This window comes from Clavibacter sp., assembly GCF_014802555.1.
In the GTDB taxonomy this organism is placed as follows: Bacteria; Actinomycetota; Actinomycetes; order Actinomycetales; family Microbacteriaceae; genus Clavibacter; species Clavibacter sepedonicus.
Map to the genome: position 1 here is coordinate 14,702 of NZ_JAAVCB010000116.1, position 26,154 is coordinate 40,855.

A 26,154-nucleotide genomic window follows, 5' to 3' on the forward strand; every position below is an offset into this window, starting at 1 on the left:
ATCACGCGGGTGCGTGCCGGCCGCCCCCACCACCGAAAGAGGAGTCACGTGCGCCGTTCCGCCGCGCTCACCGTCTGCGCAGGACTCGTCCTGACGCTCGCCGCTTGCAGCCCCTCCGGGTCCGGATCCGACGCGGCGGAGGGCTGCACGCCCCTCGCCCAGGCCGGGACGTCGTCGAGCACGGTCACCGCGACGGGAGACGTCGGCAGCGCGCCGGCCTCCGTCACGTTCCCCACGCCGCTCAAGCCCTCGGGCGTCGAGGTCTCCACGATCGTGGAGGGCGACGGGGCTCGCGTGCAGCCGCACCAGGGCATCACGGCGGCCGCCTCCATCGTCGACGGCAAGACCGGGAAGGACCTCGCGGACTACGCGCGCATCGCGCCCAACGCCCGCACCACCGGTTCGCCGCTGTTCACCCCGGCCTCCCTGCACGAGTCGCTGCCGTACCTCGAGGACGCGATGACGTGCATGCCCGTCGGCTCGCGTCTCGCGGTCACGGTCCCCGTGTCCACGGTCTTCCCCGGCCAGGACCTCTCGGCCCAGGGCCTCGCCGCCACCGATGGCCTCGTCCTCATCGTCGACATCACGTCGTCGTTCCCGGAGAAGGCCACCGGTGAGCCGCGGCCCGCCCAGGCCGGCTTCCCGTCCGTCGTCACGACGGACGACGGCGTCCCCGGGATCACCATCCCGCCGAGCACGCCGCCCACCGAGTACCGCGACGCGCTGCTCCGCGCGGGCGACGGCGCCGAGGTCGGCGACGGCGACACGGTGACGCTGCAGTACACCGGCGTCGTCTGGGGCACGAGCACGTCGGCCGAGAAGCAGGCCGTGTTCGGATCCAGCTGGACGGGCGGCGGACCCCTGCAGGTGCCCGCGACCGCCACCACGTCCGCGCCCTCGACGGGAGCCGCCTCCTCGCTCGTCGTCACGCCTGGCCTCGCCAAGGCGCTCGTCGGCAAGCACGTCGGCGACCAGGTCATCGCGGTCGTCCCCCCAGGTGACGGCTTCGGCGACCAGGCTTCGGCCAAGGTGCCCGCCGGGTCCACGCTCGTTTACGTGGTGGATATCCTCGGAACGAGCACCACCAAGTAACGACGCATCGCCACCGGCCGGGGGATGCACCGACGTGAGGAACACCGCGTGCCCGAGACATCCCGCCGTCCGACCGTGCCGGTCGAGGAGCGCCTCTTCAGCCTCGTCCTGGCGCTGCTCGCCACCGAGCAGGGCCTGACGAAGAACGAGGTCCTCTCGAGCGTCCAGGGGTACCGGCAGCGCTACCGCGCCGGCGGCGACAACGCGAACCTGGAGCGCCAGTTCGAGCGCGACAAGGACGACATCCGCGACCTCGGCGTGCCGCTGGAGACGGTGGAGCCCCCGGGCCAGGAGGGCAACAACCAGCTCCTGCGGTACCGGATCCCGCGCGGCGCCTACGAGCTCCCGGCCGACCTGTCGTTCACGCCGGAGGAGACGACGCTCCTCAACCTCGCCGCCATGGTGTGGCGCGAGGGGTCGCTCTCGGGGGAGTCGCGGCGCGCGCTCATCAAGCTGTGGTCGCTCGGCGTGGAGTCCGACGACCCGGTCATCGGCTATGCGCCCCGCGTGCGCACGCGGGAGGCGGCCTTCGCGCCGCTCAGCGTCGCGCTGGAGCGGCACGTCCTCGTCTCCTTCGGATACCTCAAGCCGGGGGAGCGGGCCGCCCGGATCCGCACCGTGGCACCCCTCGCGCTCGTGCAGCACCAGGGCAGGTGGCACCTGCACGGCATCGACCAGGACGCCGACGGACCCCGGACGTTCCTGCTGTCGCGCATCGTCGACCGCGTCCGCGTGACCAGCCGCGCCTTCGTCCCCGAGGGGGAGGACCACGCCGAGCGCGCCCTCGCCGACCTCGACCGCGTGTGGGCGAACGGCGTGGGGGAGGTGGCCGTGGCTCCCGGGTCCGACGCGGATATCCGCCTCCGCCGGCGACGCGGGACGGAGGATCTCGGCGACGGGCGGCTCCGCGTGCACTACTCGGACACCAACCTCTTCGCCGACGAGGTCGCGGGCCTCGGCCCGGAGGCCCGGGTGATCGCGCCGCCGAAGCTGCGGGACGCCGTTCGCGCGCGCCTCGCCGAGACCATCGCCGCCCACCGGGAGGACGCCTCATGACCGACCGCGCCGCGCCGCTCCAGGCGCAGGACAAGCTGGCGTTCCTGCTGGCCCTCGTGCCCTACCTCACCGACCACGGACGCGTGAGCGTCAGCCAGGCGGCCGCGCACTTCCGGGTGCCGCCCGAGCAGATCCGCCAGGCCGTGCGCCTCATCGCCGTGTCCGGCGTGCCGGGCTCCACCTCGTCGTACCAGCACGGCGACCTCTTCGACATCGCCTGGGACGACTTCGAGGACAACGACCAGATCGTCATCACGCACATGGTCGCCATCGACGACTCGCCGCGCTTCTCGGCCCGCGAGGCGGCCGCGCTCATCGCCGGGCTGCAGTACGTCTCGTCGCAGGCGGACGCGAGCGACCTCGACCTGGTCGGCCAGCTCATGGCGAAGCTGGCGCGCGGATCCTCGGCGCAGCCCAGCCAGGTCGCCGTGGCGGCCGGAGCAGGCGACGGCACCCGCGAGGACCTCCGCCGCGCCATCGCGGACGAGCGCCGCGTCGAGTTCGACTACCGGAGCCCGCGGGGCGGCACGGAGCGCCGCGTCGTGGATCCGCTTCGCCTGGAGTCCATGGACGAGGACTGGTACCTCCGCGGCTGGGACCTGGCGCGCGGCGCCGTCCGCACGTTCCGCCTCGACCGCCTCGACGAGCTGGTGGTCACCGACCTCCCGCCCGAGCACCGGCCGCAGGACGTGGTGCTCGGCGACACCCTCTTCGAGCCCAGCCCCGACGACCTCCGCGTCACGCTGGAGGTCGCGGAGTCGGCGCTCCCGCTCCTCGGCGACTTCGTGGGCGACGAGCGGCCCGAGCCCGTCGCCGGTCGCCCCGGCCGCGTCGCCGTCACGGTGCGCGTCGCCCACTACCAGGGCCTCGTGCGCCTGGTCGCGGGGATGGCGGGCGTCGTGGTCGTCACGTCGCCGCCCGAGGCGCGCGCCGCGGTGGCGGAGTGGGCCGAGCGCGCCGCGGCGGCGTACGAGGACGCCGACTGAGCTGCGGGACCGAGCGCCGCGGGGCCGGGCTCCGAAGACCCCGCATCGGGAGGACCTCATCGCGGACCAGTGGCCGCCTAGGGGAAATCCGGGTGAACCGCAATGCCACGCAGGGTGTCCTCGGGGGTCGCGACGGTAGACTCGCCGCGGATCCCGACAACGACTGTCCGGCCCCCCGACCTGAAGGAACGTGAACCACATGCTCGGAAACCTGACCGGCTGGCACCTCGTCATCATCCTCGTCGTCATCGTGCTGCTCTTCGGCTCCACGAAGCTGCCCGCGCTCGCGAAGAGCGTGGGGCAGTCCATGCGCATCTTCAAGGGCGAGGTGAAGACGATGAAGGAGGAGAGCGGCTCCGACCGTCGCGACGACCTCCGCGACGAGGACCGCCGCCGCGACGATGACCGCTACCGCGCGGACGACCGCGACCGTCCCCGCGACTCCGCCCCGCGCGACTACGTGCGCCCCGGCGAGTCCCGCGTCGACGAGCCCCGCTACGACGCTCCGCGCTACGACTCCCCGCGCGACGGCGGGGACTCCCGCCCCAGCGCCTGATCCGTGAGCACCACCGAGCGTCCCCGCCAGAAGAAGCGCGACGCGGAGGGACGCATGTCCCTCGTCCAGCACCTGCTGGAGCTGAAGAAGCGCCTGTTCATCGCGGGCGTTGCGATCATCCTGGCGATGGTGGCCGGCTGGTTCCTCTCCTCGTTCGTGCTGGAGGCGCTGCGCCAGCCGATCGAGACCATCAACCAGGAGCAGGGGCGGAACGCGAGCCTCAACTTCCCGACCATCACGTCGGCGTTCGACCTGCGCCTGCAGATCGCGCTCTACGTCGGCCTCATCATCTCCAGCCCCGTGTGGCTCTACCAGGTGTTTGCGTTCCTGGTGCCCGGCCTCACGAAGACGGAGCGCCGCTACACGTTCGGCTTCTTCTTCTCCGCCGTGCCGCTCTTCCTCGCGGGATGCGCGGCAGGATGGTTCGTGCTGCCGCACATCGTCGCGCTGCTCACGCAGTTCGCGGGCGCGGGCGACTCGTCGTTCATCACGGCGCGCGAGTACTTCGACTTCGTGCTGAAGCTCGTCTTCGCGGTCGGCATCGCGTTCGTGCTGCCGGTGTTCCTCGTGCTGTTCAACTTCATGGGTATCCTCACCGGCGCGACGATCATCAAGTCGTGGCGAATCGCGATCCTGCTGATCATCCTGTTCTGCGCCATCGCGACGCCGGCCGCCGACGTCATGTCGATGTTCCTGCTGGCCGTCCCGATGACGCTGCTGTACCTGGTCGCCGCCGGCATCTCGCTGCTCAACGACCGGCGCCGCGCGCGCAAGGCCGCCGCGATGACGGACGACCTGCTGTCCTGACCCGCTCGGCCTCGACGCCCGTCCCGCGAGGGGCGGGCGTCGTCGCGTCCGCGCCCGGCTGGCGCGCGGATCCGGAGCCTAGGATGGCGGCATCGTGACAGACCAGCTCTCGCCCGCCGAACGCTACGCGGCCTCCCGCTCCCGCCGCAGCCTCCCGCTCCTCGAGTCGTTCGCGAGCGGCCTGCGCTTCGACCTCGATCCCTTCCAGCGCGCCGCCGCCGAGTCGCTGGAGAACGGCCGCAGCGTGCTCGTCGCGGCGCCGACGGGGGCCGGCAAGACGATCGTGGCCGAGTTCGCGGTCTACCTCGCGATGCAGCGGCCGAGCGCGAAGATCTTCTACACGGCGCCGATGAAGGCCCTCAGCAACCAGAAGTACGCCGAGCTCGTGGCCGAGTACGGCCCCGACGAGGTGGGGCTGCTCACGGGCGACACCAACGTCAACAGCCGCGCGCGCATCGTCGTCATGACGACCGAGGTGCTGCGCAACATGCTGTACGCGGACTCCGACCTGCTCCGCGACCTCGCCTTCGTGATCATGGACGAGGTGCACTACCTGGCGGACCGCTTCCGCGGGGCCGTGTGGGAGGAGGTCATCATCCACCTCCCGCAGAGCGTGCGGATGATCTCGCTGAGCGCGACCGTGTCGAACGCCGAGGAGTTCGGGGACTGGCTGCAGGCCGTGCGCGGCGAGACGGACGTGATCGTCTCCGAGGAGCGGCCCGTGCCCCTCGAGCAGCACGTCATCGTGCGGCACCGCATGCTCGACCTCTTCGACTCGTCCGGCCTCGCCGCGACGCACCGCGTGAACCCCGAGCTCGTCCGCATGACGCACGGCGGCGGCCGGGAGGCCGTCCGGGTGCGCGGCGGTCAGGGGCACTCGCGGGGCCGGGCGGGAGCGGGCGGCGGATCCGGTAGACGGGCACCCGGCCCGTGGGACCGCGGCCGCATGGACCGGCCCGAGGTCGTCGCCCTCCTCGAGGAGCGGAACCTGCTGCCCGCCATCTTCTTCATCTTCAGCCGGGCGGGCTGCGACGCGGCCGTCACGCAGGTGCTCCGCGCCGGGGTCCGTCTCACCCACGCGCACGAGCGCGACGAGATCCGTGCCGTCGTGGAGGAGCGCTGCCGCACGCTCCGCGACGAGGACCTCGCCGTCCTCGGCTACTGGGAATGGCTCGAGGGTCTGGAGCGCGGCGTCGCGGCGCACCACGCGGGCATGCTGCCCGCCTTCAAGGAGGTCGTCGAGGAGCTGTTCCAGCGGAAGCTCGTGAAGGCCGTCTTCGCGACGGAGACGCTCGCGCTCGGCATCAACATGCCGGCGCGCACGGTCGTGCTCGAGCAGCTCGAGAAGTTCAACGGCGAGGCGCGCGTGCCGCTCACGCCGGGGGAGTACACGCAGCTGACCGGTCGCGCCGGCCGCCGCGGCATCGACGTCGAGGGCCACGCGGTCATCCAGTGGAAGGACGGGCTGGATCCGCAGGCCGTCGCCTCGCTCGCCTCGCGCCGCACCTACCCCCTCAACTCGAGCTTCCGGCCCACGTACAACATGGCCGTCAACCTCATCGACCAGTTCGGCCGCGAGCGCACGCGCGAGGTGCTGGAGTCGTCGTTCGCGCAGTTCCAGGCCGACCGCGCCGTCGTGGACCTCGCGCGCAAGGTCCGCACGCAGGAGGAGTCGCTCGCCGGCTACGAGAAGGCCATGGTCTGCCACCTCGGGGACTTCCGCGAGTACTCCGGCCTCCGCCGCGAGCTCAGCGACCTCGAGCGCGCGACCGCCGCCCGCGCCGACATGCAGCAGCCGGGCCAGCACGGCGAGCGCGACAAGCGCCAGCGCCAGCTGACCGACCTGCGTCGCCGGATGAAGGCGCACCCGTGCCACGCGTGCAAGGACCGCGAGTCGCACGCCCGCTGGGCGGAGCGCTGGTGGCGCCTCAAGCGGCAGACGGACGCGCTCGGGCAGCAGATCCGCACCCGCACCAACGCGGTGGCCAAGGTCTTCGACCGCGTCACCGAGCTGCTGCTCTCGCTCGGGTACCTCAAGCGCGCCGCCGACGGACAGGTCGCGCCGACCCCCAACGGCCGGATGCTCAAGCGCATCTACGGCGACCGCGACCTCCTCATCGCCGAGTGCCTGCGCACCCAGGTCTGGGTGGACCTCGATCCCGCCGCCCTCGCCGCGATGGCCGCCTCGCTCGTCTACCAGCCGCTCCGCGACGAGGGCGACCGCAACGACCGCAACCTCCCGCGCGGTGCCTTCCGCGCGGCGCTCGAGCGCACCGAGGAGATCTGGTCGCGCCTCGACGACGTCGAGCGCGAGCGTCGCCTCCCCACCACCGACCCGCTGTCCACCGGCCTGTGCGCACCGATGCACCGCTGGGCGCGCGGCGGCAGCCTCGACGCCGTGCTCGACGAGGCCGACCTCGCGGCGGGCGACTTCGTCCGCTGGACGAAGCAGACCATCGACCTGCTCGACCAGCTCTCGATCGTGGCCGACGGCCCCGTCTCCCGGAACGCCCGCACGGCGCTCGACAGCATCCGGCGCGGCATCGTCGCGTACTCGTCGGTGTGACCGCGCTCGCCCGGGCTCCCCGTCGGGAGCGTGCCGTCCCGGCGTCCGCCGGCATCGCGTCCCCGGAGCCCGTCCGTCCTCCGCTGCCGCTGTGGGGCGCGCTCCTCGCCGCCGCCGCGTCGGGCCCCGTGATGGACGCCGCGTTCCCCGACCGCGGGCTGTGGCCGCTCGTGTTCCCTGGCATCGCGCTCGTGCTCCTCGCTCTGCGGGGACGGCGCGCGGGGCCGGCCTTCCTCATCGGGCTGGTCGCGGGGCTGGCCTTCTACCTCACCCACATCGAGTGGGCGTCGCTGTACCTGGGGCCCGTGCCGTGGATCGCGCTGTCGGCGCTGGAGTCGCTGTTCGTCGCGACCGGGGCGGTCGCCATCGCGACGGCGACGCGCTGGATCCCGCGGGCGTTCCCCACGGTCGCCGGCCGCGTGGTGCTGCTGCCGGTCGCGGTCGCGGGGCTCTGGACCGCGCGGGAGGCGATCTCCGCGGTCTGGCCCTACGGCGGCTTCGCGTGGGGCCGGGTGTCCCTGTCCCAGTCCGAGAGCCCGTTCGCGCACCTCGTGACCTGGCTCGGTCTGTCCGGGCTCTCCTTCGTGCTCGTCCTCCTCGTCGCGCTGCTGCTGGAGCTCGCCGCCGAGGAGCGCGTGCGGCGGTCGTCCCGGGCGCTCGTCGCGGGGATCGCGGTGGCCCTGGTGCTCGTGGTCCCGGCCTTCCCGGTCGCGACCACGGGGACCACCCGCGTCGCCGCTGTGCAGGGCAACGCGAAGGCCGGCTACTTCGACGGTGCGCGCTACGGAGACATCCTGCGCGCGCACCTCGCCGCGACGGCGGAGATCCCCTCGGACGCCGACGTCGACATGGTCGTGTGGCCCGAGAACGCGGCCGACGCGGATCCGCTCCGCGACCCCGGCTCGGCGGCCGCCCTCGACCGCGTGGTCGCGCGGCTCGGCGCCCCGCTCGTCGTGGGCACGGTCACGGAGCGCGACGGCCGCTACTACAACGAGTCGCTCGTATGGACCGGGGGAGGGGCGACCGACCACTACGACAAGAAGCACCCCGTGCCCTTCGGCGAGTACGTGCCCGACCGCGCGTTCTGGGAGCCGTTCGCGCCCGACCTCATCGGCCTCATCCAGCGCGAGTACACGCCGGGCACCACCGATCAAGTGATGGACGTCGCGGGGGTGACCGCGGGCATCGCCATCTGCTTCGACATCGTCGACGACCAGCTGACGACCGACATGGTCCACGAGGGCGCAGGCATCATCCTCGCCCAGTCGAACAACGCCGACTTCGGTCGCACCGACGAGAGCGTGCAGCAGCTGGCGATCGCCCGGATGCGGGCGCTCGAGACGGGCCGCAGCGTCGTCAACATCTCGACCGTCGGCACCAGCGCGATCGTCGGCCCGGACGGCCGGGACATCGACCGGCTGCCGTGGTTCACCGCCGGGTCGATGGTGGTCGACGTGCCGACCGCCGACGTCGTCACCCCGGCGATCCTCGTGGGCCGCGACATCGAGTGGCTCGTCTCGGGACTCGGCCTCGGTGCCCTCGCGGTCTCCGGGCTCGGGCTCGGCCGTCGAGGCCGCCGCGCCGCCCGCTGACCGGCTGCACAGTCACCTCCGCGACACAGAAGAGCACCCCTCGGCGGTGCCGAGGGGTGCTCAGATGTCCTTCGCGAGCGGAGGGGTCCGGTCAGGCGCCGATGCGGTGCTGACCGCGCCGCGCGCGGAGAGTGGCGAGGCGCTCCTCGAGGAGCTCCTCCAGCTCGGCGCGCGTCCGGCGCTCGAGCAGCATGTCCCAGTGGCTCCGGGGGACCTTCGCCTCGACCTCGTCGTGGGCGACGGGTGCGCCGTCGGCGTCGAGCAGGCGTCCCTCCAAGCCGCTCTTCGGCGACTCCCACACCTCGGGCACCTCGGCGTCTGCCGAGAACACCACCTCGAACGTGGTGCCGTCCGTCGTGCGGTACGTCTTCCTCTGCCGGGGGGAGAAGCTGACGCCCTCCTCGCTCTGCAGGCTCGTGGACCCGAGCCGCATCCCGCGCAAGCTGCGATCTGCCATGGTGGTCTCCTCTCGCCATGCACTCCCCGTTGTAAACCGTGCGGCTGTGAGGATCCTCTCTCAGGACACCCGGTTCCCAGGCGAATCCCAGTCCCTGCGCCCGAGGGCCGCGAGAGCGAGGTCGGGGCGGTCCGTCACGATGCCGTGGATCCCCGCGCTGACCAGGCGGACCATCTCGTCCGGGTCGTCGACCGTCCAGACTTGCACCTCGCGGACGGCGCGCCCGAGCCGGGCGACCAGCGTGGGGGAGACGGTGCGGATCCCGATCACCCGACAGGGCATCTGCACGGCGTCGACGCCGCGGAGGGCGAGGCGCGTGAGCGGCCCGATCCCGAGCCGGGCGGCGAGCACGGCGAGGACGAGGCGACCCGCGTCGGCGGACGTCGCCGCGCCGGGGAGGAGGGCGAGCGCTCGTCGCCGCCGGGATCCCGAGAACGACGTGACGAGCACGCGGTCGACGGCGTGGGCGTCGCGTATCGTCCGGGCTGCGGCGGCCGGGGCGTGCCGGCCCTTCACGTCGATGTTGATCCGCGCATCGGGCAGGGCCTCGAGCAGCTCCGCGAGCGTCGCCACCCGAGCCCCGGATCCGAGGTCGATCGCGCGCATGTCGGCCAGCGTCACGTCCCGGACGCGGCCGGGGCGGCCGGTGAGGCGGCGGAGGTCGGCGTCGTGCCAGAGAACGCACACGTCGTCGGCGGTGACGTGCACGTCGGTCTCCAGATGCGTGACGCCGAGCGCCCACGCCGCGCGGAAGGCGTCGAGCGTGTTCTCCACGGCGCCGGATCCGGTCCAGCCGCGGTGGGCGAGGACGCGGGGCACGTCGCCGTCGAACCAGGCGCTGCGGGTCACGCGGACCGGACGTCGTCGTCGGGCGCGGGCGAGGGGGCGCCCGATCCGGGCACGTCGCGCCCGTGCGGATCCTCGACCGGGAGGGCGCGGAGCACGGCCGGACGCGCGGCCCCGAGCAGGGCGGCCGCCACGACCACGGCGACCAGCGCCTGCAGCCACCACGGCGCGCCCACGAGGCCGGAGAGCAGGGCCGCCAGCGCCGCGGCGCCACCGCAGAGCGCCCTCAGGTCGAGCCGCCGCATCTCGACGACGACCGCCGTGACGATCAGCGCGAGCCAGACGATCCAGGCATGGTCGTCGAGGAGGACCGTCACCGCTGCTCCCTCGCTCCGTGGGCCGGATGCCCCGAACCTAGCCCACCGCCCGGACGGCGGGCGATAGGCTCTCCTGGCCGTCAGCGTGGTGTCCCGCCCGCGCGGCCCGTCCCGCCCGTCCCTCGCCGGACGACCCGTCGCGCGCACCGGCGCGCACCCCTGGAGGAGTACCGCTGTGAGCACCGTCGACGAGATCCGCCCCTTCGCCCCCGACGAGCTCCGCGGCCGCCGCGCGCTGGTCACCGGCTCGTCCCGCGGCATCGGCGCCGACACGGTCGCGTACCTCGCGGAGGCGGGCGCCGACGTCGTCGTCAACTACCGCAACAAGGCCGCGCGCGCCGAGAAGCTCGTCGCGAAGCTCGTCGAGGGCGGCACGAAGGCCATCGCCGTGGGTGCCGACCTCACCGACCCGGAGTCGGTCGACCGCCTCATGGACACGATCCGCACCGAGCTCGGCGGCCTCGACGTGCTCGTGCTCAACGCGTCCGGCGGCATGGAGAGCGGCATGGCGGAGGACTACGCCATGACCCTCAACCGCGACGCGCAGCTGAACGTCCTGCGGAGCGCGCTGCCGCTCATGTCCGAGGGCGGCCGCGTCGTGTTCGTCACGAGCCACCAGGCCCACTTCATCCGCACCACGCCGACCATGCCCGAGTACGAGGGCGTCGCCCGCAGCAAGCGCGCGGGGGAGGACGCCCTGCGCGAGCTGCTGCCCGAGCTCGACGAGCGGGGCATCGGCTTCGTCGTGGTCTCCGGCGACATGATCGAGGGCACCATCACGGCGACGCTCCTCGGACGCATGAACCCCGAGGCCATCCAGCAGCGCAAGGAGGCCTCGGGCGGCCTCTACAACGTCTCGCAGTTCGCGGCCGAGGTCGCCCGCGCGGTCGTCGACCCGATCCCCGCCGACCACACGCGCCTGGTGGGCGACACGGGCAGCTTCCAGCCCGAGTGAGCTGGGGCCGGGCGACGGCCCGGGGCTAGGCTCGATCCGATGAAGACCACGGATCTCGACCTCCTCACCTCCGTCTCCCGCCCCTCCGTCTCGCCTGACGGCCTGCGCGCCGTCGTCTCGGTGACGCGGCCGCGGGTGCACGCCGACGCGTACACCGGGCAGCTGTGGGAGGTGGCGACGGACGGATCCGCGCCCCCGCGCCGCATCACGCGCGGCTTCCGCGACACCGCGCCCCGGCTGTCGCCGGACGGCACGGTCATCGCGTTCCTCCGCGCGGCGCCCCAGGGCCCGCCGCAGCTGCACGTCGTGCGGGCGGCCGGCGGCGAGCCCGTCGCTGTGACCGACGAGCTGCTCGGGGTCGGCGCCTTCGACTGGTCGCCCGACGGCACGCGCATCGTCTTCGCGTCGCGGGTCGCAGAGCCCGGGCGGTACGGGAGCGTGGAGGGCGTGTCGCCCGCGGCCGAGCCCGCCCGGCGGATCACCACCACCAAGTACCTCGCGAACGGCCTCGGCTGGTCGACCGACCGCCACACACAGCTCTCCCTCGTCGACCTGCCTGACCTCGACGCCGAGCCCTTCGTGGCCGCCGTCCCGTCCGGGTACCCGGACGCCTCGGATCCGGCCGTGCGGGGCGACGGCGCGGACGCGGCACCGTCGGCCGCCGAGCGCGCGGGCGTGCCGCCCGTCGTGCGCCTCACCGACGAGCCCGTCGACCACGACGCGCCGCGCTTCTCCTCCGATGGATCCGAGGTGCTGTTCGTCGCCTCCCGCCACGAGGGCCGCGACGACGACCTGCTCTCCGGCGCCTATGCCGTCGCGGTCCCCGCTGTCGGTGACGCGTCGGCCGGACTGCCGGAGGTCCGTACCGTCGTGTCCCACGAGGCCGGGCTCGGCATCGCCGAGGTCGCCTCCGTCGAGGGCGGCCGGACCTACCTGCTGGCGCAGGACCTGGGGGAGACGGGCGTCGACTTCGTTGCCCGCAACACCGCGCTCTACGTGCTCGACGAGGTCGATGCCGCGCCGCGCGTCCTGACCGACGCCGAGACCGTCGACCTCGGCGGCAGCGGCATCACGGTCGAGGACCGTGACGCGGTGCTCGTGCTCAACGGATCGCGCGGCACGGTGCAGCTGCTGCGCGTCACCGCGGACGGCGCCGTCGAGGCGCTCGTCGACGACCAGGTGGAGGTCGCCGGGGTCGGCGTCGGGGGAGGGGCCGTCGTGATCGCCCTGACCGATCCGCGCACGCACGGGGACCTCGCGCTGGTCCGCACGGATCGGGCTCCCGACGCCGGATCCGCCCTCGTCCCGCTCACCGACTTCTCCGCGCCGCTGCGCGAGACGGGGATCCGACCGCTGCACGAGCTCGTGGTCGAGGGACGGGACGGCTACCCGGTGCACGGCTGGGTCGTGCTGCCCGAGGGGGAGGGACCGCACCCGGTGCTTCTCGTGATCCACGGCGGGCCGTACGCGGCCTACGGCGTGCACCTGTTCGACGAGGCGCAGGTCTACGCCGACGCCGGATACGCGGTGCTCCTGTGCAACCCGCGCGGCGCCGCCGGGTACGGCCAGGCGCACGGCCGCGTCATCAAGGAGCGCATGGGCACGGTCGACATGCACGACGTGCTCGACTTCCTCGACGGCGCGATCGCCGTGTACCACTCCATCGACGGATCCCGCGCCGGCATCATGGGCGGCTCCTACGGCGGATACCTCACGGCCTGGACCATCGCGCACGAGCACCGCTTCCAGGGCGCGATCGTCGAGCGTGGATTCCTCGACCCGGAGCTGTTCACGGGCACGTCCGACATCGGCACGTTCTTCGGCGAGGAGTACACGGGCCACGACGAGGAGACGCGGCGCGCGCAGAGCCCGCAGGCGTTCGTGCACCAGGTGCGGACGCCGACGTTCGTCGTCCACTCCGAGGACGACCTGCGCTGCCCGCTGTCGCAGGCCGAGCGGTACCACCTGGCGCTCGTGCGCGCGGGCGTCGAGACCGAGATGCTCGTCTTCCCGGGCGAGGACCACGAGCTCAGCCGGTCCGGGCGTCCGCGGCACCGCGTGCAGCGCTTCGAGGCGATCCTCGAGTGGTGGGCACGGCACCTGCCCGTCGGCGGCGGCGCGCGATGAGCGACGGGGTGGTCCGCCACGTCCGGCACACCGCGCGGATCCTGCTGGTCGACGAGCGCGACCGGCTCCTGCTGTTCCTCACGAACTACTCGACGAACGTGGACCTGCCGCCGCGCTGGCTGACGCCCGGCGGCGGGATCGACCCGGGGGAGTCGCCCGCCCAGGCGGTGCGACGCGAGTTGTTCGAGGAGACCGGCCTCCGGGTCGACTCCGTCGGCGAGCCCGTCTGGGAGCACGACTACGCGCGGCAGCGGATCGACGGCGACCTCGACACCGGGCACTCGACGTTCTACCTGGTGCGCGCCGACGCGTTCGCACCCGTGTCGGACAACTGGATGCCGGACGAGTTCGACGACATCCACGCCCACCGCTGGTTCACGCTCGACGAGCTCGCCACGACGGAGGATCCGATCGAGCCGGCCGAGATGGTGGATGTCGCGCGTGAGGTGCTGTCCCGCAGCACGTGAGGCGGCTCCGGGACGCCCCTCTCGGGCTGTCGATGAACAGCCGATAATGCATATTATGTCATGTGCGACGCATGCGGATCGTTCTCGGTGGCCGCGCACCACCGCATGAGGTGCTCCGGTCGCGTTGCGACTGGCGCACCTCATGCCGGAGAGCGGCCTGGACGGCAACCCCTCGAGCTCAGGAGCCACGTTGCGCGGCCCTGGTCGGACTTCCGCCTCGTTGGTCGGCCCGTCGACGGCCTGGAGGTCGTTGGAGTCGGTCGCGAGCTGCTCGCGCCCCGCCCCCCGTCCACGAGGCCGCGCCGTGTCCCACCACGCCCACCCGAGCGATGCGTCCCGTCCAGGTGGGAGCAGAGGTGACGCAGGGGCGGCGGCGGACCGGCGGTCGAGGCGCTCCTCATGTCACGTACGCGCCGCCGATCACGCCAACGCGAGGACAGCCGCGTGGCGTGCGAGGCGCTGCCGGCACGCGGCGCCGCACCAAGCGGCCCTGCTCGCGGATCAGATCCGCCAGTCCCTGCAGCACGAGCCGCTCGTGCACCTCATCAGACGGCTCCCGGGCCGCGCGTCGAGTTGACTTCTCGGCGGACCTGTGGATAACCACCGTCCACCCCAGCGCCTGCCCGCATACCGTGTGTCCTCGAGCCCGCCGCGTCCGCCACAGACACTCCCCGTCCCCCCCGGGGCGACTCTCACCCCTGTGCTGAACTCCCCTGGACTCCGGCGGCCCCATCCCCCACGCAACTCCACTCGGAAGGCCCACCATGCCCAACTTCATCACACGCCGCCGCTTCACCGCGGTCGCGGCCGTCGCCATGCTCGCGACGCTCGGTGTTCAGTCGACCGCCCAGGCCGCGACCGCGAGCTACGCCCGTAACGGCGACCCCACGTTGGCCAGCATCTCGTCGATGACCGGTCCGGAAAAGGCGCACAAGACGCGTGTCCTGCCGACGGACGTCACGGGCTTCGGCGGCGGCACGATCTTCTACCCCACCAACACGCAGGGCAAGACCGTGGGCGCGGTCGTGCTCGCCCCTGGCTTCACCGGCCTCAAGGGCAGCGTCGGTTGGTACGGCCCGGCCCTCGCGTCGCAGGGCTTCATCGTGTTCAACATGGACACACTCGACCCGGCGGACTTCCCGAACTCCCGCGCGACGCAGATCGGCGCCGCCATCGATTACCTCAAGAAGGCCCCGGTCCTCAAGGGCCGCCTCGACCCGTCCCGTATCGCGGTGGCTGGGTACTCCATGGGCGGCGGCGGCGCGCTGAAGCTCGCGACCACGCACCCCGAGCTCAAGGCCGTCCTCGCCTTCGCGCCCTACTACGCGAGCGACGACCTGAGCACCAACGCCCTGCCCGAGGCCGCCGGCATCACCACGCCGACGCTCATCATCACCGGCCAGAAGGACGACCTGGCGATCCCCGCCACCTTCGGCAAGAGCTACTACGACACCCTGCCGAAGACCACGCCTCGGCAGTACCTGGAGCTGGCGGGGGCGACCCACGAAGCTCCGCAGCACAAGAACACGGACATCCTGAGCGCGTCCGTCGCATTCCTCAAGACGTTCGTGGACAACGACGAGCGCTACGCGAAGTTCACCTTCCCGTCCCCGCAGCGCCCGAGCCTCAGCGCCTCCATCAGCACCCGCTGACGGACGCTCTGCTCCCCGCATCACGCTGACACGACGGCGGCCGGCTCGACCGGCCGTCGTCGTCGTCGTATGTCGACGACCATGACCAGCCCGCACGACGCCGCTCGCCCTCCGCCCATCCATTCCTGCGGCCCCGCCGACGGCCAACGACTCCGTCGCCCTCGACTCGCGTCCCGAGCACCGTGTGCCGAATAGAGCGCAGGACCCCAGGACCCCAGGACCCCAGGACCCCAGGACCCCAGTGCCTCGCGGGTCGCAGGCACCTGAATCCTCATGATCGCGGCGTCGCGGCCACGCTCGTCATCGTCGACTGGGCTGAGGTCGGGGCCCGCGTCCTCGGATCGTCCACCTCGCTCCCGCGGCGTCGGGCGCGTCCGGGGGCGCCCTCGCTCTCAAGTCGACGCGGTGCTCACGCCGCCGTGAGCACCCTCGTGGGCCTCCTGCTGGTGTGCATGTCGTTCGTGCCCCTGAAGCTCCTTGAGTCGCTGATGTCGGCATCGGACGGCGGCCGCGGAGATCGCCGGTCATGCCGCTCGACGGTATGGCAGGGGCGACGCGCAGTTGGACGGCGAGGGCTCGCGGGGCATGGGACCGTCCGGGACGCGGACGAGCGCCCGCCAGCTCCGCCAGTCGCACGAAGATCGATGATCACGGCGAGGGAGGAGTCGCCCAAATAGGGATCTGCACTGATCTCCGGATGGCGGTCGACGTCTCGTCGGCTCCAGGAGTGCTGCTCACCCACGCCGTCGCCAGATGACCACGGCAGGCACCGAGGCTGCCAGTCCCGTGCTGTGCCCGCTGAGCCTGCTGGACCGCGGCGAGAAAGCTATCGGTCGTGGATATGGGACAACCACACGTTGTTGTGAGGGAGAAACCCTTTCAAGCAGAGCGTCGCGAAGCGGAGCAGGATGTCCATTGAAGATGTTCGCGTAGCCAAGAATAGCGTCGCGCCACAAACCGAAAGCGGCGTCCTGCCCACTGGCCAATATAACGTATCGCCGGTAGAAGACCTCTTGATGAGATGTTGATTACGCGTTTCCCGCGCGAAAGCGCACGGCGCTCTCAGCCCGTGCCCGAGGCGCCTGAACCTGGGCAACGCGCGGGGATCCGGTGCTTTCAGGCATAGGTCCACTCATCTACTACCTCCTCCAGGAGCGCTCTCGAAGAGCAAGAGCTGTGGGACGATAGGCGCAGAGCGGGTACATGTCCAAGGTAGGAGTTCGTCGCATGGGTCGAGCACCGGGAATGGTGGATGTGGCACAGATCGCCGGTGTCTCACACGTCACGGTCAGCCGGGTGCTCAACGGCCACCCGTCCGTGCGCCCGGAGACCCGCGCTCGTGTCGAGGCCGCCATCGCGCAGCTCGGTTACCGACGCAACACCGTGGCCCGGGCGCTGAAGTCCAAGAGGTCATCGACCATCGGCGTCGTCATGGCCGGTTCCGGTCTGTACGAACTCCCCCGCGTGCTGCTCGGCATCGAGACCACTGCACGAGCTGCCGGGTACGAGATCAACCTCGCGAGCTGGCAGGGCAGCGCCGCCTCCGACCTCGCCGAGATGGTGCGGCGCCTGACGGACCAGTCCGTGGAGGGCGTCGCCGTGATCGCCGCCCGCCAGGTGGCCGTCGACGCCCTCTCCGATGTCGTGACCGACGTCCCCATGAGCGTCGTGATGTCCGGCAGCGTCCCCAATCCCCGAGTGGGCTTCGTGGAACTCGACCAGGAGCTGGGTGCCCGGTTGGCTGTCCGTCATCTCCGAGACCTCGGCCATGAGCGGATCGTCCACCTCGCCGGGAACGCCGCGACCTTCGACGCGACCGCACGCGTGCAGGGTTGGCGCGATGAGCTGTCGTCGTCCCCCGACCTGCCGCAGGAGCTGCTGCAGGGTGACTTCACCGCGGCCAGCGGTTACAGCCTCACCTCGGATCTCGCGCGGAGCCCGGACGGCCTGCCGACGGCGATCTTCGCCGGCAACGACCTCATGGCGTTGGGCGCACTGGCCGCTCTCGCGGAGCTCGGACTGTCGGTTCCCGATGATGTCTCGCTCGTCGGGTTCGACGACATCGCCGGCGCGGACCACTTCATCCCGGCTCTCACGACCGTGCGTCAGGACTTCGAGACGCTGGGCAGCACCGCGATGGAGACGCTGCTGTCGACGATGTCCGGACAGGAGCCAGTCCGTCGGCAGATACCGCCGACGCTCGTGGTGCGGAAGAGCACCGCCGCACCGCGGCGCAGCTGAGCTGTCGCGAACAGGTCCTGCTCACTGCCCGGCGGCGATGACGGGGCGGAGCGTCAGTGCGGTCGCCCGGTCTGTGAGAGGCACGTACTCGAACCAGGGGAAGTGAGCTGCATCGACCGTCTCCGGCCGGGTGCCTGTCGCGTGCAAGCCCACATGCACGCCCACGAATCCGCCGGCGTGCTCGGTGCTGAACCAGGCGCGAGGCACCATGCCGATCGTCAGCCACTCGCTCTCACGTCCGTTCCAGTACGAGAACGAGTACGCGTCGAGATCCCCGACCACCCGGAGGGTCGCCTCGCCGTCATGCTCGAGCGCGATCTCGCCGCTGGTACCCGAGGTACCAGCGCGCTCGAACCGGACGATCCGCTTCCCGTCCGCATCCAGCGTCACGGCGAGCGTGGCGAAGTGGCGCTCGTCGTGGAACACCACCAGCCCCGCCTGCTCCGATGATGCCCGCTGGCGGAAGGACACGCTCGTCCGGGCTTCGAAGCACTGATGCTCCTGCCTGCGGGCAACGAAGGACGGTGTGCCGCTGCCCGAGAGCTCGGCAGGTGACACGGTCAGGGATAGCCCATCGCCCGTGTCATGGGCGTGATGCTGGAGAGGTCCCCGGAGGGTCCGCCACCCCTGCGGAAGGTCGGCGTCCGAGAAGCACTCCCGCTCCGGTTCGGGCTCGGAGATGCCGGGTACCCGCTCGTCACCGAGCGCGTCGGTCGGCCGCCGCTCGACCTCAGCGACCCGCCCGTGCCCCGGTGCCAGGAGGAGACCTGCATCCGTCCACTCGGCGGGCACGAGGAACACCTCGCGCCCCAGGGTGTGTGCACCGTCGACGGGGCGCGTGCCGAGGACGAGAGCCCACGTCTCACCCGTCGGGGTCTCCACCACGTCGGCATGCCCGACGTCCTGGATGGGCGCATGCCGACCGAGGTGCCGGTGCGTGAGGAGCGGGCTACGCGGGTCGGTCCGGTAGGGGCCGGTGATCGTCTCGGATCGGGCGGCCGTCACCGCGTGGTTCCGTTCCGTCCCACCCTCAGCGGCGATGAGGTGGTAGACACCGTCGTGCTTGTAGATGTGCGGCGCTTCTGCCCACGCACCGGCGATGGCTCCGTTCCAGAGCACGTGCAGGGGCCCGATCAGCTGCAGACTCTCGAGGTCGAGCTCTTGCAGGTACAGCTCTGCGGGACCGCGCCGGTCGGGATCCTCAGCATCTCGGCAGGCGGAGAACCAGCAGCGTCCGTCATCGTCGAAGAACAGCGACGGGTCGATGCCCTCGGCGTCCAGTATCACCGGCTGCGACCAGGGCCCTGCCGCGTTCCTGGCCGTCGTGACGAAGTTCATGCTGCCCCGCCGCTCACGGGCGACGGTCGACACGACGTAGAACACGCCGTCGTGGTGCCGGATGGTGGGCGCCCAGATGCCATCGGACATGTCCAGGCCCGAGAGGTCGATCTGTTCGGGCCGGTCGAGGACGTGCCCGATCGGCTCCCAGTTCACCAGGTCCCGGCTGCGGTGCACGGGGATCGCGGGCCAGTACGCGAACGAGGAGGTGACGAGGAAGAACTCCTCGCCCACGGCGCACACGGACGGGTCGGGGTTCAGCCCCGTGAGGACGGGGTTCCGGAAGGTGCTCAAGGTGGGACTCCAAGCGATGATGATCGGCGTCTTCATAACGATGACAACGTGAACACTTGACAGTATGGCAACGTTTTCATCACCATGGGAGCACGCACCCGGAGGCCGAGCATCCCCTCGCCCCGAACACGTCGAAGGAGATGTGACATGTCAGCACCGCGCCACCCCGCACGCCGATCGGCCCCGGAGGCCCGTCGACGCCGCCCCCTGGTCATGGCCCTCGCCACGGCCGGAGCCCTCGCCCTCTCGCTCTCCGCCTGCTCCGCTGGCGGCGGGGATGGCGACACCTCGGCCGACGGCCCGGTGACCCTGGACTTCTGGACCTACTCCGTCAAGGGCAACGACCCCAAGGCACAGGCCATCGTCGACCGCTACAACGAGCTCAACCCCGACGTGACCGTCAAGCTCTCCGAGGTCGGCGGCACCGCCGACACCTCCTCGAAGCTGCTCGCCGCGGACCGCGCCGACGAGACCCCCGACATCGTCCAGGTCGAGTACCGGGCCCTGCCGTCGCTCGTCGTCGCCGGTGTCGTGAAGGACATCACCGACGACGTCGCCGACGCGAAGGACGATGTCGCGGACAACATCTGGGACCTCACCACGTTCGACGATCGCGTCTACGGGGTCCCGCAGGACATCGGCCCGGCCATGTTCACGTACCGCAAGGACCTCTTCGAGCAGTACGGCGTGGAGGTCCCCACCACATGGGCCGAGTACGCCGACGCCGCCGAGAAGATCCACACGGCCGATCCGACGGTCTACATCTCCAGCTTCGACCCGGGCGAGTTCCAGTTCTTCGCCGCGCAGGCCGCCCAGGCCGGCGCCGAGTGGTGGACCAACGACGGCGACACCTGGAAAGTCGGCATCGACAGTGAGGAGTCGCTCGCGACCGCCGACTTCTGGCAGGACCTCGTCGAGCGCGACCTCGTCAAGGTCGAGGCCCTCGTCACCCCGGAGTGGAACGCGGAGATCAACGACGGCAAGGTCCTCTCCTGGGCCGCAGCGTCCTGGGTGCCCAGCGTCATCAACGCCGTCGCTCCCGACACGGCGGGCAAGTGGGAGTCCGCGCCTCTCCCCCAGTGGACCGAGGGGGACGCATCCGTCCCGTTCGTCGGAGGATCCGCCTACCTGGTACCGGAGAAGTCCTCCGACGCCGAGGCCGCCGCGAAGTTCGCGACCTGGCTGTCCACCTCCGACGAGGGCTCGAAGCTCCTGCTGAGCCTCGACCTGTACCCCGGCGGAAACGGCGGCCGTGAAGCCACAGCCAAGAGCGCCCCGCCGGCGCTCATGCCCGACCAGGCGGACTTCTACCAGATCGCCGACCAGGTCATCGAGGACACCACCATCCCCGTCACCTGGGGTCCGAACGTCAACGTCGCGCAGACCGTCTTCAACGACGCCATGAACGCCGCCGCCCTGAAGGGCACGTCGTTCCGCGACGTCTACACCGCCACCCAGGACGCGGTCGTCGCCGACCTCGAGAAGACCGGCTACTCCGTCGAGAAGTAGCGCCCCGGGGGCAGCCGCCGCCCAAGCGGCGGCTGCCCCTCCCGCATCATCACCGATACCGTCGGCACTCGAGTCTGGACACTGATGTCATCTCCCCCCACCGCCATCGCGGCACCGGAACGCCCCACATCAGGGCGGTCCCGTCGCCGCCCGGCACGCCGAGGCGCGCTCACGCCGTGGATGTTCGCCAGCCCGGCGATCATCCTCTTCACCGCGTTCCTCGTCATCCCGATCATCTACGCGATCTACCTCAGCTTCCGTGGCTTCCGCGTCAGCGCCGGCGGTGCCTTCGGGCGCCGCGAGGAGACCTTCATCGGCGTGGAGAACTACGTCACCGCCCTCACGGACACCGAGTTCGTCGCCGGACTCGGCAGGGTCCTGATGTACGGGGCCATCTCCATCCCGAGCGTGCTGGGCCTGGCGCTGCTGTTCGCGCTGCTGCTCGACACGCCCCGCGTGCGGTTCCAGAGCTTCGCCCGCACCGCGATCTTCCTGCCCTTCGCCGTCCCCGGCGTGATCGCGAGCCTGCTCTGGGGGTTCCTCTACCTCCCCAGCACCAGCCCCCTCAGCGACATCTCCCGCGCGCTCGGCGGTGGGGCATTGGACTTCTTCGGAACCCCGACGCTCTACTTCTCGCTCGCGAACATCGCGCTGTGGTCCGGCGTCGGCTTCAACATGATCATCATCTACACGTCCCTCCGGGCGATCCCGACCGAGATCTACGAGGCGGCCCGCATCGACGGCGCATCCGAGGTGCAGGTCGCGCTGCGCATCAAGGTGCCGCTCGTGGCGCCCGCGCTCGTGCTCACCGGCCTGTTCTCCGTCATCGGGACGCTGCAGCTCTACAGCGAACCGCAGACGCTCCGGCCGTTCACGCCCCGCATCTCCAGCACCTGGGTGCCGCTGATGAAGATCTACCAGGACGCGTTCACCAATGACAACCTGGGCGCCGCGGCAGCCGCATCGGTGATCCTCGCCGCCGCGATCCTGGCCTTCTCCTTGCTCGTGCTCCGCTTCTTCCAACGCCGGACCTTCGGAGACGCCTGATGACCACCACGCTCCCTACGTCTGCCACCGCCGTCGTCCGTACCGGCGACCGCCAGCCGCGAGTACGCCGGACGAGGGCGAAGCGGCCGCGCCTGGCCGCGACGGTCCTCATCCTGGGTGCGCTCTACTGCCTCATTCCCGTCGCCTGGGTCGTGATCGCATCCTCCAAGTCGCCGAGCGAGCTCTTCACCTCGTTCTCGTTCGCCCCCGGCACCGGGCTGCTCGACAACTTCGCGAACCTCAGCTCCTACGGCGGCGGGCAGTTCTGGCTCTGGTCCCTCAATAGCCTCCTCTACGCCGGAGTCGGCGCGGTCCTCTCGACCCTGATCTCCGCCATGGCCGGGTACGCGCTGTCCAAGTTCCGGTTCCGCGGAAGGGAAGCCCTCTTCTCCGTCGTGCTCGCCGGGGTGCTCGTCCCGGGCATCGTCCTCGCCGTCCCGCAGTACCTGCTGATGGCCGCGATCGGGCTGGCCGGCACGCACTGGTCCGTGCTCCTGCCGGTGCTGATCAACCCGTTCGGGATCTTCCTCTGCCGCGTCTTCGCCACCGCGGCCGTGCCCGAGGACACCCTCGAGGCGGCCCGCCTCGACGGCGCAGGCGAGGTGCGCATCTTCGGCCTCATCGCGCTGCCGATGATGGCCCAGGGCCTCGTGACCGTGTTCCTGCTGCAGTTCGTCGGCATCTGGAACAACTTCCTGCTGCCGTTCATCATGCTGTCGGACCAGGACAAGTACCCCCTGACGCTGGGGCTGTACACATTCCTCTCCAAGGGCGCCGGCGACACCTCCCTCCTACCCGCTGGTGATCATCGGCTCCGCTGTCTCCGTGATCCCGCTGATCGTCCTCGTGCTCGTCCTGCAGCGCTTCTGGCGAGCCGACCTGCTCGCCGGCGGGCTCAAAGGCTGAGCCCGACTGCTCAGCTCCGTCCGTGCAGCCGACGCGTCTCGCCACCCCATGGAGGTCCAGCTCATGACCACCGCTCGACCCCACTCCCCCGCCACCTCGACCGACGACAGGACGCAGCCATGAAGTTCACCGACGGCTACTGGGAGATTCTCCCCGGCGTCACCGCGCTCTACGCGCAAGAGACCCACGACGTGTGGGAGCAGGGCGGCGGCCTCGTCGCGTACGCGCCCACCAAGCGCATCGAGAGCCGCGGCGACACCCTCAACCGGCCCCTGGTCACCGTCTCCCTCACCTCCCCCGCAGAGGGCGTGATCCGGGTCCGCATCGAGCACCACCGCGGCACCCGCGGTCGTGGCGGCTTCTCCCTGCCGGGCGATCAGGGGCAGCGGGTGGGCGAAGCGACCGTCCTCGACGGCATCGGCACCCTGACCAGCGGACCGCTCACGGCGACCGTGCGCGAGGGAGCGCCCTGGTCGCTGGAGTTCACCTCGGGCGGAACGCGCCTCACCGGTTCCGGCCATCGCTCCGTCGGCTACATGCGCGACGCAGCCGGCCGCGCCTTCGTCCACGAGCAGCTCGACCTCGGCGTCGGCGAGCACATCTACGGACTGGGCGAGCGCTTCGGCCCGCTCGTGAAGAACGGCCAGACCGTCGACATCTGGAACGCCGACGGCGGCACCTCCAGCGAGCAGTCCTACAAGAACATCCCCTTCTACCTCTCCGACCGAGGCTACGGCGTGCTCGTGGATGACCCGGGAGCGGTGTCGTTCGAGGTCGGCACCGAGACCGTCGAGCGTGTCCAGTTCTCTGTCGAGGGCGAAGTGCTGGAGTACCTCGTCATCGCCGGCCCTACCGGCAAGGACGTGCTCGAGCGGTACACGGCCCTGGCCGGTCGTCCAGCAATCGTGCCCGCGTGGAGCTATGGCCTCTGGCTCACCACGAGCTTCACCACCGTCTACGACGAGGACACCGTCAACTCCTTCATCGACGGCTTCGCCGAGCGCGATCTGCCGCTGTCCGCCTTCCACTTCGACTGCTTCTGGATGCGCGAGTTCAACTGGACCGACTTCGTCTGGGACCCCCGCGCGTTCCCCGACCCCGACGGCATGCTCCAGCGCCTGCACGACCGCGACCTCAGGGTGTGCGTCTGGATCAACCCCTACATCGCCCAGCGCTCGCGACTGTTCGACGAGGCCGCCGCCGCCGGCTACCTCGTGCGGAAGCCCGACGGCGACGTCTGGCAGTGGGACATGTGGCAGGCCGGCATGGCACTCGTCGACTTCACCGACCCCGACGCGGTCACCTGGTAGCAGGGCTACCTGCGCCAGCTCGTCGCGCAGGGGGTCGACTCGTTCAAGAGCGACTTTGGCGAGCGGATCCCGACCGACGTCGTCTGGCACGACGGCAGCCACCCCGAGGCCATGCACAACCTCTACGCGCAGCTCTACAACCAGGCCGTGCACGAGGTACTCGTCGAGGAGCGCGGCGAGCGGGACGCGGTGGTGTTCGCCCGGTCTGCGACCGTCGGCGGCCAGGCGATGCCCGTGCACTGGGGTGGCGACAACTCCTCCAGCCACGTCTCCATGGCCGAGACCCTCCGTGGTGGCCTCTCGCTCTCCATGGGCGGGTTCGGCTTCTGGGCGCATGACATGGGCGGCTTCGAAGGGCTACCCGATGCCGGCGTGTTCAAGCGGTGGCTCGCGTTCGGGCTGCTGTCCTCGCACTCCCGGCTGCACGGGTCCAGCTCGTACCGGGTGCCGTGGCTGTTCGACGAGGAGGCCGTCGACGTCACGCGGTCCTTCACGAAGCTCAAGCTCTCGCTCATGCCGTACCTTTTCCAGGCCGGCGTCGAGGCCCACGAGCGCGGTGTGCCCGTGATGCGCCCGATGGCGCTCGAGTTCTTCGACGATCGCGCGGTCACCCACCTCGACACGCAGTACATGCTCGGCGGCGACCTCCTGGTCGCCCCGGTGTTCGCCGCCGACGGGACCGCCGACTTCTACCTCCCGCACGGCCGCTGGACGAACTGGTTCACCGACGAGGTCGTCGACGGCGGCACGTGGCGCACAGAGAGGCACGGGTTCGACACTCTTCCGCTGTACGTGCGCGAAGGGGCGATCATCCCGGTCGGTAGCCGCGACGATCGGCCTGACTATGACTACCTCGACGGCCTGGCGCTCCACGTCTTCCCTGGTCCGGAAGGCACGTCCGATGTCACCATCACGGACGCGCGCTCGACCGAGGCGACGACGTTCAGCGTCGAGCGCCGGGGCGGATCCCTCACGGTCATCCCCCCGCTGGGGGCCTCGGCACCCCGTGCCGTCGTGCGCGGAGCACGGTCGAACTGACCACAGCTCAGCCGAGTCCGCCTGGGACCCGGTCGCCATCGGGCAAGATCGGTACTGTCGTCGACGTGCCACCACGCCCCGCGGCGGAGCGCACCGCTCAGGATCGAGGGGCGGGCTGCAGGGCGGCAGCCGATCCGAGGAGCAGCGCGACGCGCGCCTCGGTGCGACCCACGGATGGCGGACCTGATCCCCGCTTCCCCGACGTCCGTGCGGTGCCGCGACGTGCGTTCGCCGGCCGAACGCGCCGGCGGTCCTCACGCGTGGACATCGTGCTCGCGCTCGCGTTCCTATCCCTCTCCTCGACCATCAGCGTGATCGTCGGCCGCGTGTCCACGCGCCCGCGCATGGGCGTCTCGGACATCGCCCTGAAGGCGGAGGGCGCGGCCGTCGAGGTGGAAGAAGGCCATCCGGTCCGTCTCGCGGTGCGCGACCGCTCCCGCCCCGGGCAGCGCCCTGCTCGCGCCGCAACCCGGCCCACATCCCCGATGAGCGTCGTCGTCGTCGCATCCGTGCCGATGGATCGCCGCAGGGACGTGTGACCGTCGATGGTGACGATCCCTCGACGCCCGCGGCGGCTTCGCCGCGCCCAGACCGTCCGGTCCTCCTCGTCGGCCCACCCAGCTCGGATCCCTGAGAGACTCCGGCCTCCGCGGTGCGCAGGTCCCCGTACCGGACCGTGTCGCCACCGCATGCCGCGGCGACGGCGACGCCAGGCGCACCCCCGAATCGTCGTGAGTGCCAGCCCCAGCCTCCCGCGGCTCGGCCAGCCGGTGATGCGGGCACGACCAGCTCGGGTTGAAAGCTCATGTGGCGCGGCGTCGAGGAGCAGCTCGACGGCCGTAGCACCGGGCACCGTGGGCGGCTGCCGCACGCACGGAAGCCGGACTGCACCGCCGCTGTGAAGCCGATGTCGAAGCACCGACGAGCGGACATCACCGAGCAGTACGAAAGCCTGCCACGTGCCACTGGCGAGCATGTCGTCGTCGGCGAGAGCC

The 26,154-nt window shown here is 71.2% G+C and carries 19 protein-coding genes and 2 pseudogenes; 17 read left to right on the plus strand and 4 right to left on the minus strand.

The genetic code is table 11. The annotated features are described in order from the left end of the window. Window positions 1-48: 48 nt before the first annotated feature. From HDR73_RS12525 to lnt, 7 genes are all read left to right on the plus strand, one after another. Window positions 49-1,092, plus strand: a complete 1,044-nt coding sequence (locus HDR73_RS12525; protein ID WP_012299035.1) for an FKBP-type peptidyl-prolyl cis-trans isomerase — start codon at window positions 49-51, stop codon at window positions 1,090-1,092. A 48-nt stretch (window positions 1,093-1,140) separates the two neighbouring features. Next, window positions 1,141-2,148 (plus strand): helix-turn-helix transcriptional regulator, encoded by a 1,008-nt coding sequence (locus HDR73_RS12530; protein ID WP_041464546.1) that lies wholly within the window; start codon window positions 1,141-1,143, stop codon window positions 2,146-2,148. After that, a complete protein-coding gene (locus HDR73_RS12535) occupies window positions 2,145-3,134 on the plus strand; it encodes a helix-turn-helix transcriptional regulator (protein ID WP_012299037.1) in 990 nt (329 codons plus the stop codon). Before HDR73_RS12530 ends, HDR73_RS12535 begins: the two co-directional genes overlap by 4 nt. Before the next feature lie 199 nt (window positions 3,135-3,333). Continuing rightward, window positions 3,334-3,690: a Sec-independent protein translocase subunit TatA gene (gene tatA / locus HDR73_RS12540; protein ID WP_041464547.1), complete on the plus strand. Its 357-nt coding sequence runs from the start codon at window positions 3,334-3,336 to the stop codon at window positions 3,688-3,690. A 54-nt stretch (window positions 3,691-3,744) separates the two neighbouring features. After that, entirely contained in the window at window positions 3,745-4,497 is a 753-nt protein-coding gene (gene tatC / locus HDR73_RS12545) for a twin-arginine translocase subunit TatC (RefSeq protein ID WP_012299039.1), read from the plus strand. A 94-nt stretch (window positions 4,498-4,591) separates the two neighbouring features. After that, window positions 4,592-7,063: a DEAD/DEAH box helicase gene (locus tag HDR73_RS12550; protein ID WP_012299040.1), complete on the plus strand. Its 2,472-nt coding sequence runs from the start codon at window positions 4,592-4,594 to the stop codon at window positions 7,061-7,063. Beyond that, window positions 7,060-8,655, plus strand: a complete 1,596-nt coding sequence (gene lnt, locus HDR73_RS12555; protein ID WP_012299041.1) for an apolipoprotein N-acyltransferase — start codon at window positions 7,060-7,062, stop codon at window positions 8,653-8,655. Before HDR73_RS12550 ends, lnt begins: the two co-directional genes overlap by 4 nt. 91 nt (window positions 8,656-8,746) lie before the next feature. Here the strand turns inward: lnt and HDR73_RS12560 are convergent, their stop codons facing one another. Genes HDR73_RS12560 through HDR73_RS12570 form a run of 3 tightly spaced genes read right to left on the minus strand, consistent with a single transcriptional unit; the run spans window position 8,747 to window position 10,275 of the window. Continuing rightward, on the minus strand, window positions 8,747-9,112 hold the full coding sequence (locus HDR73_RS12560) for an RNA polymerase-binding protein RbpA (protein ID WP_041464548.1): 366 nt from the start codon (window positions 9,110-9,112) through the stop codon (window positions 8,747-8,749). Window positions 9,113-9,172: 60 nt separating this feature from the next. Then, a complete protein-coding gene (locus tag HDR73_RS12565) occupies window positions 9,173-9,961 on the minus strand; it encodes a glycerophosphodiester phosphodiesterase family protein (RefSeq protein ID WP_012299043.1) in 789 nt (262 codons plus the stop codon). Further along, window positions 9,958-10,275, minus strand: a complete 318-nt coding sequence (locus HDR73_RS12570; protein ID WP_012299044.1) for a hypothetical protein — start codon at window positions 10,273-10,275, stop codon at window positions 9,958-9,960. Before HDR73_RS12570 ends, HDR73_RS12565 begins: the two co-directional genes overlap by 4 nt. Window positions 10,276-10,450: 175 nt before the next feature. On the opposite strand from HDR73_RS12570, the gene HDR73_RS12575 reads away from it, so the two are divergent. The 5 genes from HDR73_RS12575 to HDR73_RS12595 all read left to right on the plus strand — a co-directional run bounded on the left by HDR73_RS12575 (window position 10,451) and on the right by HDR73_RS12595 (window position 17,717). Next, window positions 10,451-11,230 carry an SDR family oxidoreductase gene (locus tag HDR73_RS12575; protein WP_012299045.1) on the plus strand — a complete coding sequence of 260 codons (780 nt, stop codon included), beginning with the start codon at window positions 10,451-10,453 and terminating at the stop codon, window positions 11,228-11,230. A 39-nt stretch (window positions 11,231-11,269) separates the two neighbouring features. Further along, window positions 11,270-13,357, plus strand: a complete 2,088-nt coding sequence (locus tag HDR73_RS12580) for a S9 family peptidase (RefSeq protein ID WP_041464549.1) — start codon at window positions 11,270-11,272, stop codon at window positions 13,355-13,357. Beyond that, window positions 13,354-13,824: an NUDIX hydrolase gene (locus tag HDR73_RS12585; RefSeq protein ID WP_012299047.1), complete on the plus strand. Its 471-nt coding sequence runs from the start codon at window positions 13,354-13,356 to the stop codon at window positions 13,822-13,824. The genes HDR73_RS12580 and HDR73_RS12585 overlap by 4 nt, the downstream gene beginning before the upstream one ends. A gap of 764 nt (window positions 13,825-14,588) precedes the next feature. Continuing rightward, a complete protein-coding gene (locus tag HDR73_RS12590) occupies window positions 14,589-15,476 on the plus strand; it encodes an alpha/beta hydrolase family protein (protein ID WP_012299049.1) in 888 nt (295 codons plus the stop codon). A gap of 1,245 nt (window positions 15,477-16,721) precedes the next feature. Beyond that, the gene (locus HDR73_RS12595; protein ID WP_287136458.1) at window positions 16,722-17,717 is read left to right on the plus strand and encodes a LacI family DNA-binding transcriptional regulator; all 996 of its coding nucleotides are present in this window, start codon (window positions 16,722-16,724) and stop codon (window positions 17,715-17,717) included. 21 nt (window positions 17,718-17,738) lie between these two features. On the opposite strand, the gene HDR73_RS12600 is transcribed toward HDR73_RS12595, so the two are convergent. After that, window positions 17,739-19,349: a glycoside hydrolase family 43 protein gene (locus tag HDR73_RS12600; protein ID WP_041464962.1), complete on the minus strand. Its 1,611-nt coding sequence runs from the start codon at window positions 19,347-19,349 to the stop codon at window positions 17,739-17,741. Between the two features lie 147 nt (window positions 19,350-19,496). Between HDR73_RS12600 and HDR73_RS12605 the strand changes: the two genes are divergently transcribed. The 5 genes and pseudogenes from HDR73_RS12605 (at window position 19,497) to HDR73_RS12625 (ending at window position 25,698) form a co-directional block, all read left to right on the plus strand. Further along, a complete protein-coding gene (locus HDR73_RS12605) occupies window positions 19,497-20,858 on the plus strand; it encodes an ABC transporter substrate-binding protein (protein ID WP_106408640.1) in 1,362 nt (453 codons plus the stop codon). Window positions 20,859-20,942: 84 nt separating this feature from the next. Continuing rightward, window positions 20,943-21,905 (plus strand): carbohydrate ABC transporter permease, encoded by a 963-nt coding sequence (locus tag HDR73_RS12610; protein ID WP_041464551.1) that lies wholly within the window; start codon window positions 20,943-20,945, stop codon window positions 21,903-21,905. 335 nt (window positions 21,906-22,240) lie between these two features. After that, a pseudogene (locus tag HDR73_RS12615) lies at window positions 22,241-22,627 on the plus strand (carbohydrate ABC transporter permease); the annotation flags it as partial. A 303-nt stretch (window positions 22,628-22,930) separates the two neighbouring features. Next, a pseudogene (gene yicI / locus HDR73_RS12620) lies at window positions 22,931-25,159 on the plus strand (alpha-xylosidase). A gap of 269 nt (window positions 25,160-25,428) precedes the next feature. Then, window positions 25,429-25,698 (plus strand): hypothetical protein, encoded by a 270-nt coding sequence (locus HDR73_RS12625; RefSeq protein WP_133064082.1) that lies wholly within the window; start codon window positions 25,429-25,431, stop codon window positions 25,696-25,698. The last annotated feature ends 456 nt before the right edge of the window (window positions 25,699-26,154 follow it).

What these genes read in the sequence shown, in the direction of transcription:
- HDR73_RS12535 (WP_012299037.1), top strand. Translation starts at nt 2,145, where the DNA reads ATGACCGACCGCGCCGCGCCGCTCCAGGCGCAGGACAAGCTGGCGTTC.
- tatA (WP_041464547.1), top strand. Translation starts at nt 3,334, where the DNA reads ATGCTCGGAAACCTGACCGGCTGGCACCTCGTCATCATCCTCGTCGTC.
- tatC (WP_012299039.1), top strand. Translation starts at nt 3,745, where the DNA reads ATGTCCCTCGTCCAGCACCTGCTGGAGCTGAAGAAGCGCCTGTTCATC.
- HDR73_RS12560 (WP_041464548.1), bottom strand. Translation starts at nt 9,112, where the DNA reads ATGGCAGATCGCAGCTTGCGCGGGATGCGGCTCGGGTCCACGAGCCTG.
- HDR73_RS12580 (WP_041464549.1), top strand. Translation starts at nt 11,270, where the DNA reads ATGAAGACCACGGATCTCGACCTCCTCACCTCCGTCTCCCGCCCCTCC.
- HDR73_RS12585 (WP_012299047.1), top strand. Translation starts at nt 13,354, where the DNA reads ATGAGCGACGGGGTGGTCCGCCACGTCCGGCACACCGCGCGGATCCTG.
- HDR73_RS12590 (WP_012299049.1), top strand. Translation starts at nt 14,589, where the DNA reads ATGCCCAACTTCATCACACGCCGCCGCTTCACCGCGGTCGCGGCCGTC.
- HDR73_RS12595 (WP_287136458.1), top strand. Translation starts at nt 16,722, where the DNA reads ATGGTGGATGTGGCACAGATCGCCGGTGTCTCACACGTCACGGTCAGC.
- HDR73_RS12605 (WP_106408640.1), top strand. Translation starts at nt 19,497, where the DNA reads ATGTCAGCACCGCGCCACCCCGCACGCCGATCGGCCCCGGAGGCCCGT.
- HDR73_RS12610 (WP_041464551.1), top strand. Translation starts at nt 20,943, where the DNA reads ATGTCATCTCCCCCCACCGCCATCGCGGCACCGGAACGCCCCACATCA.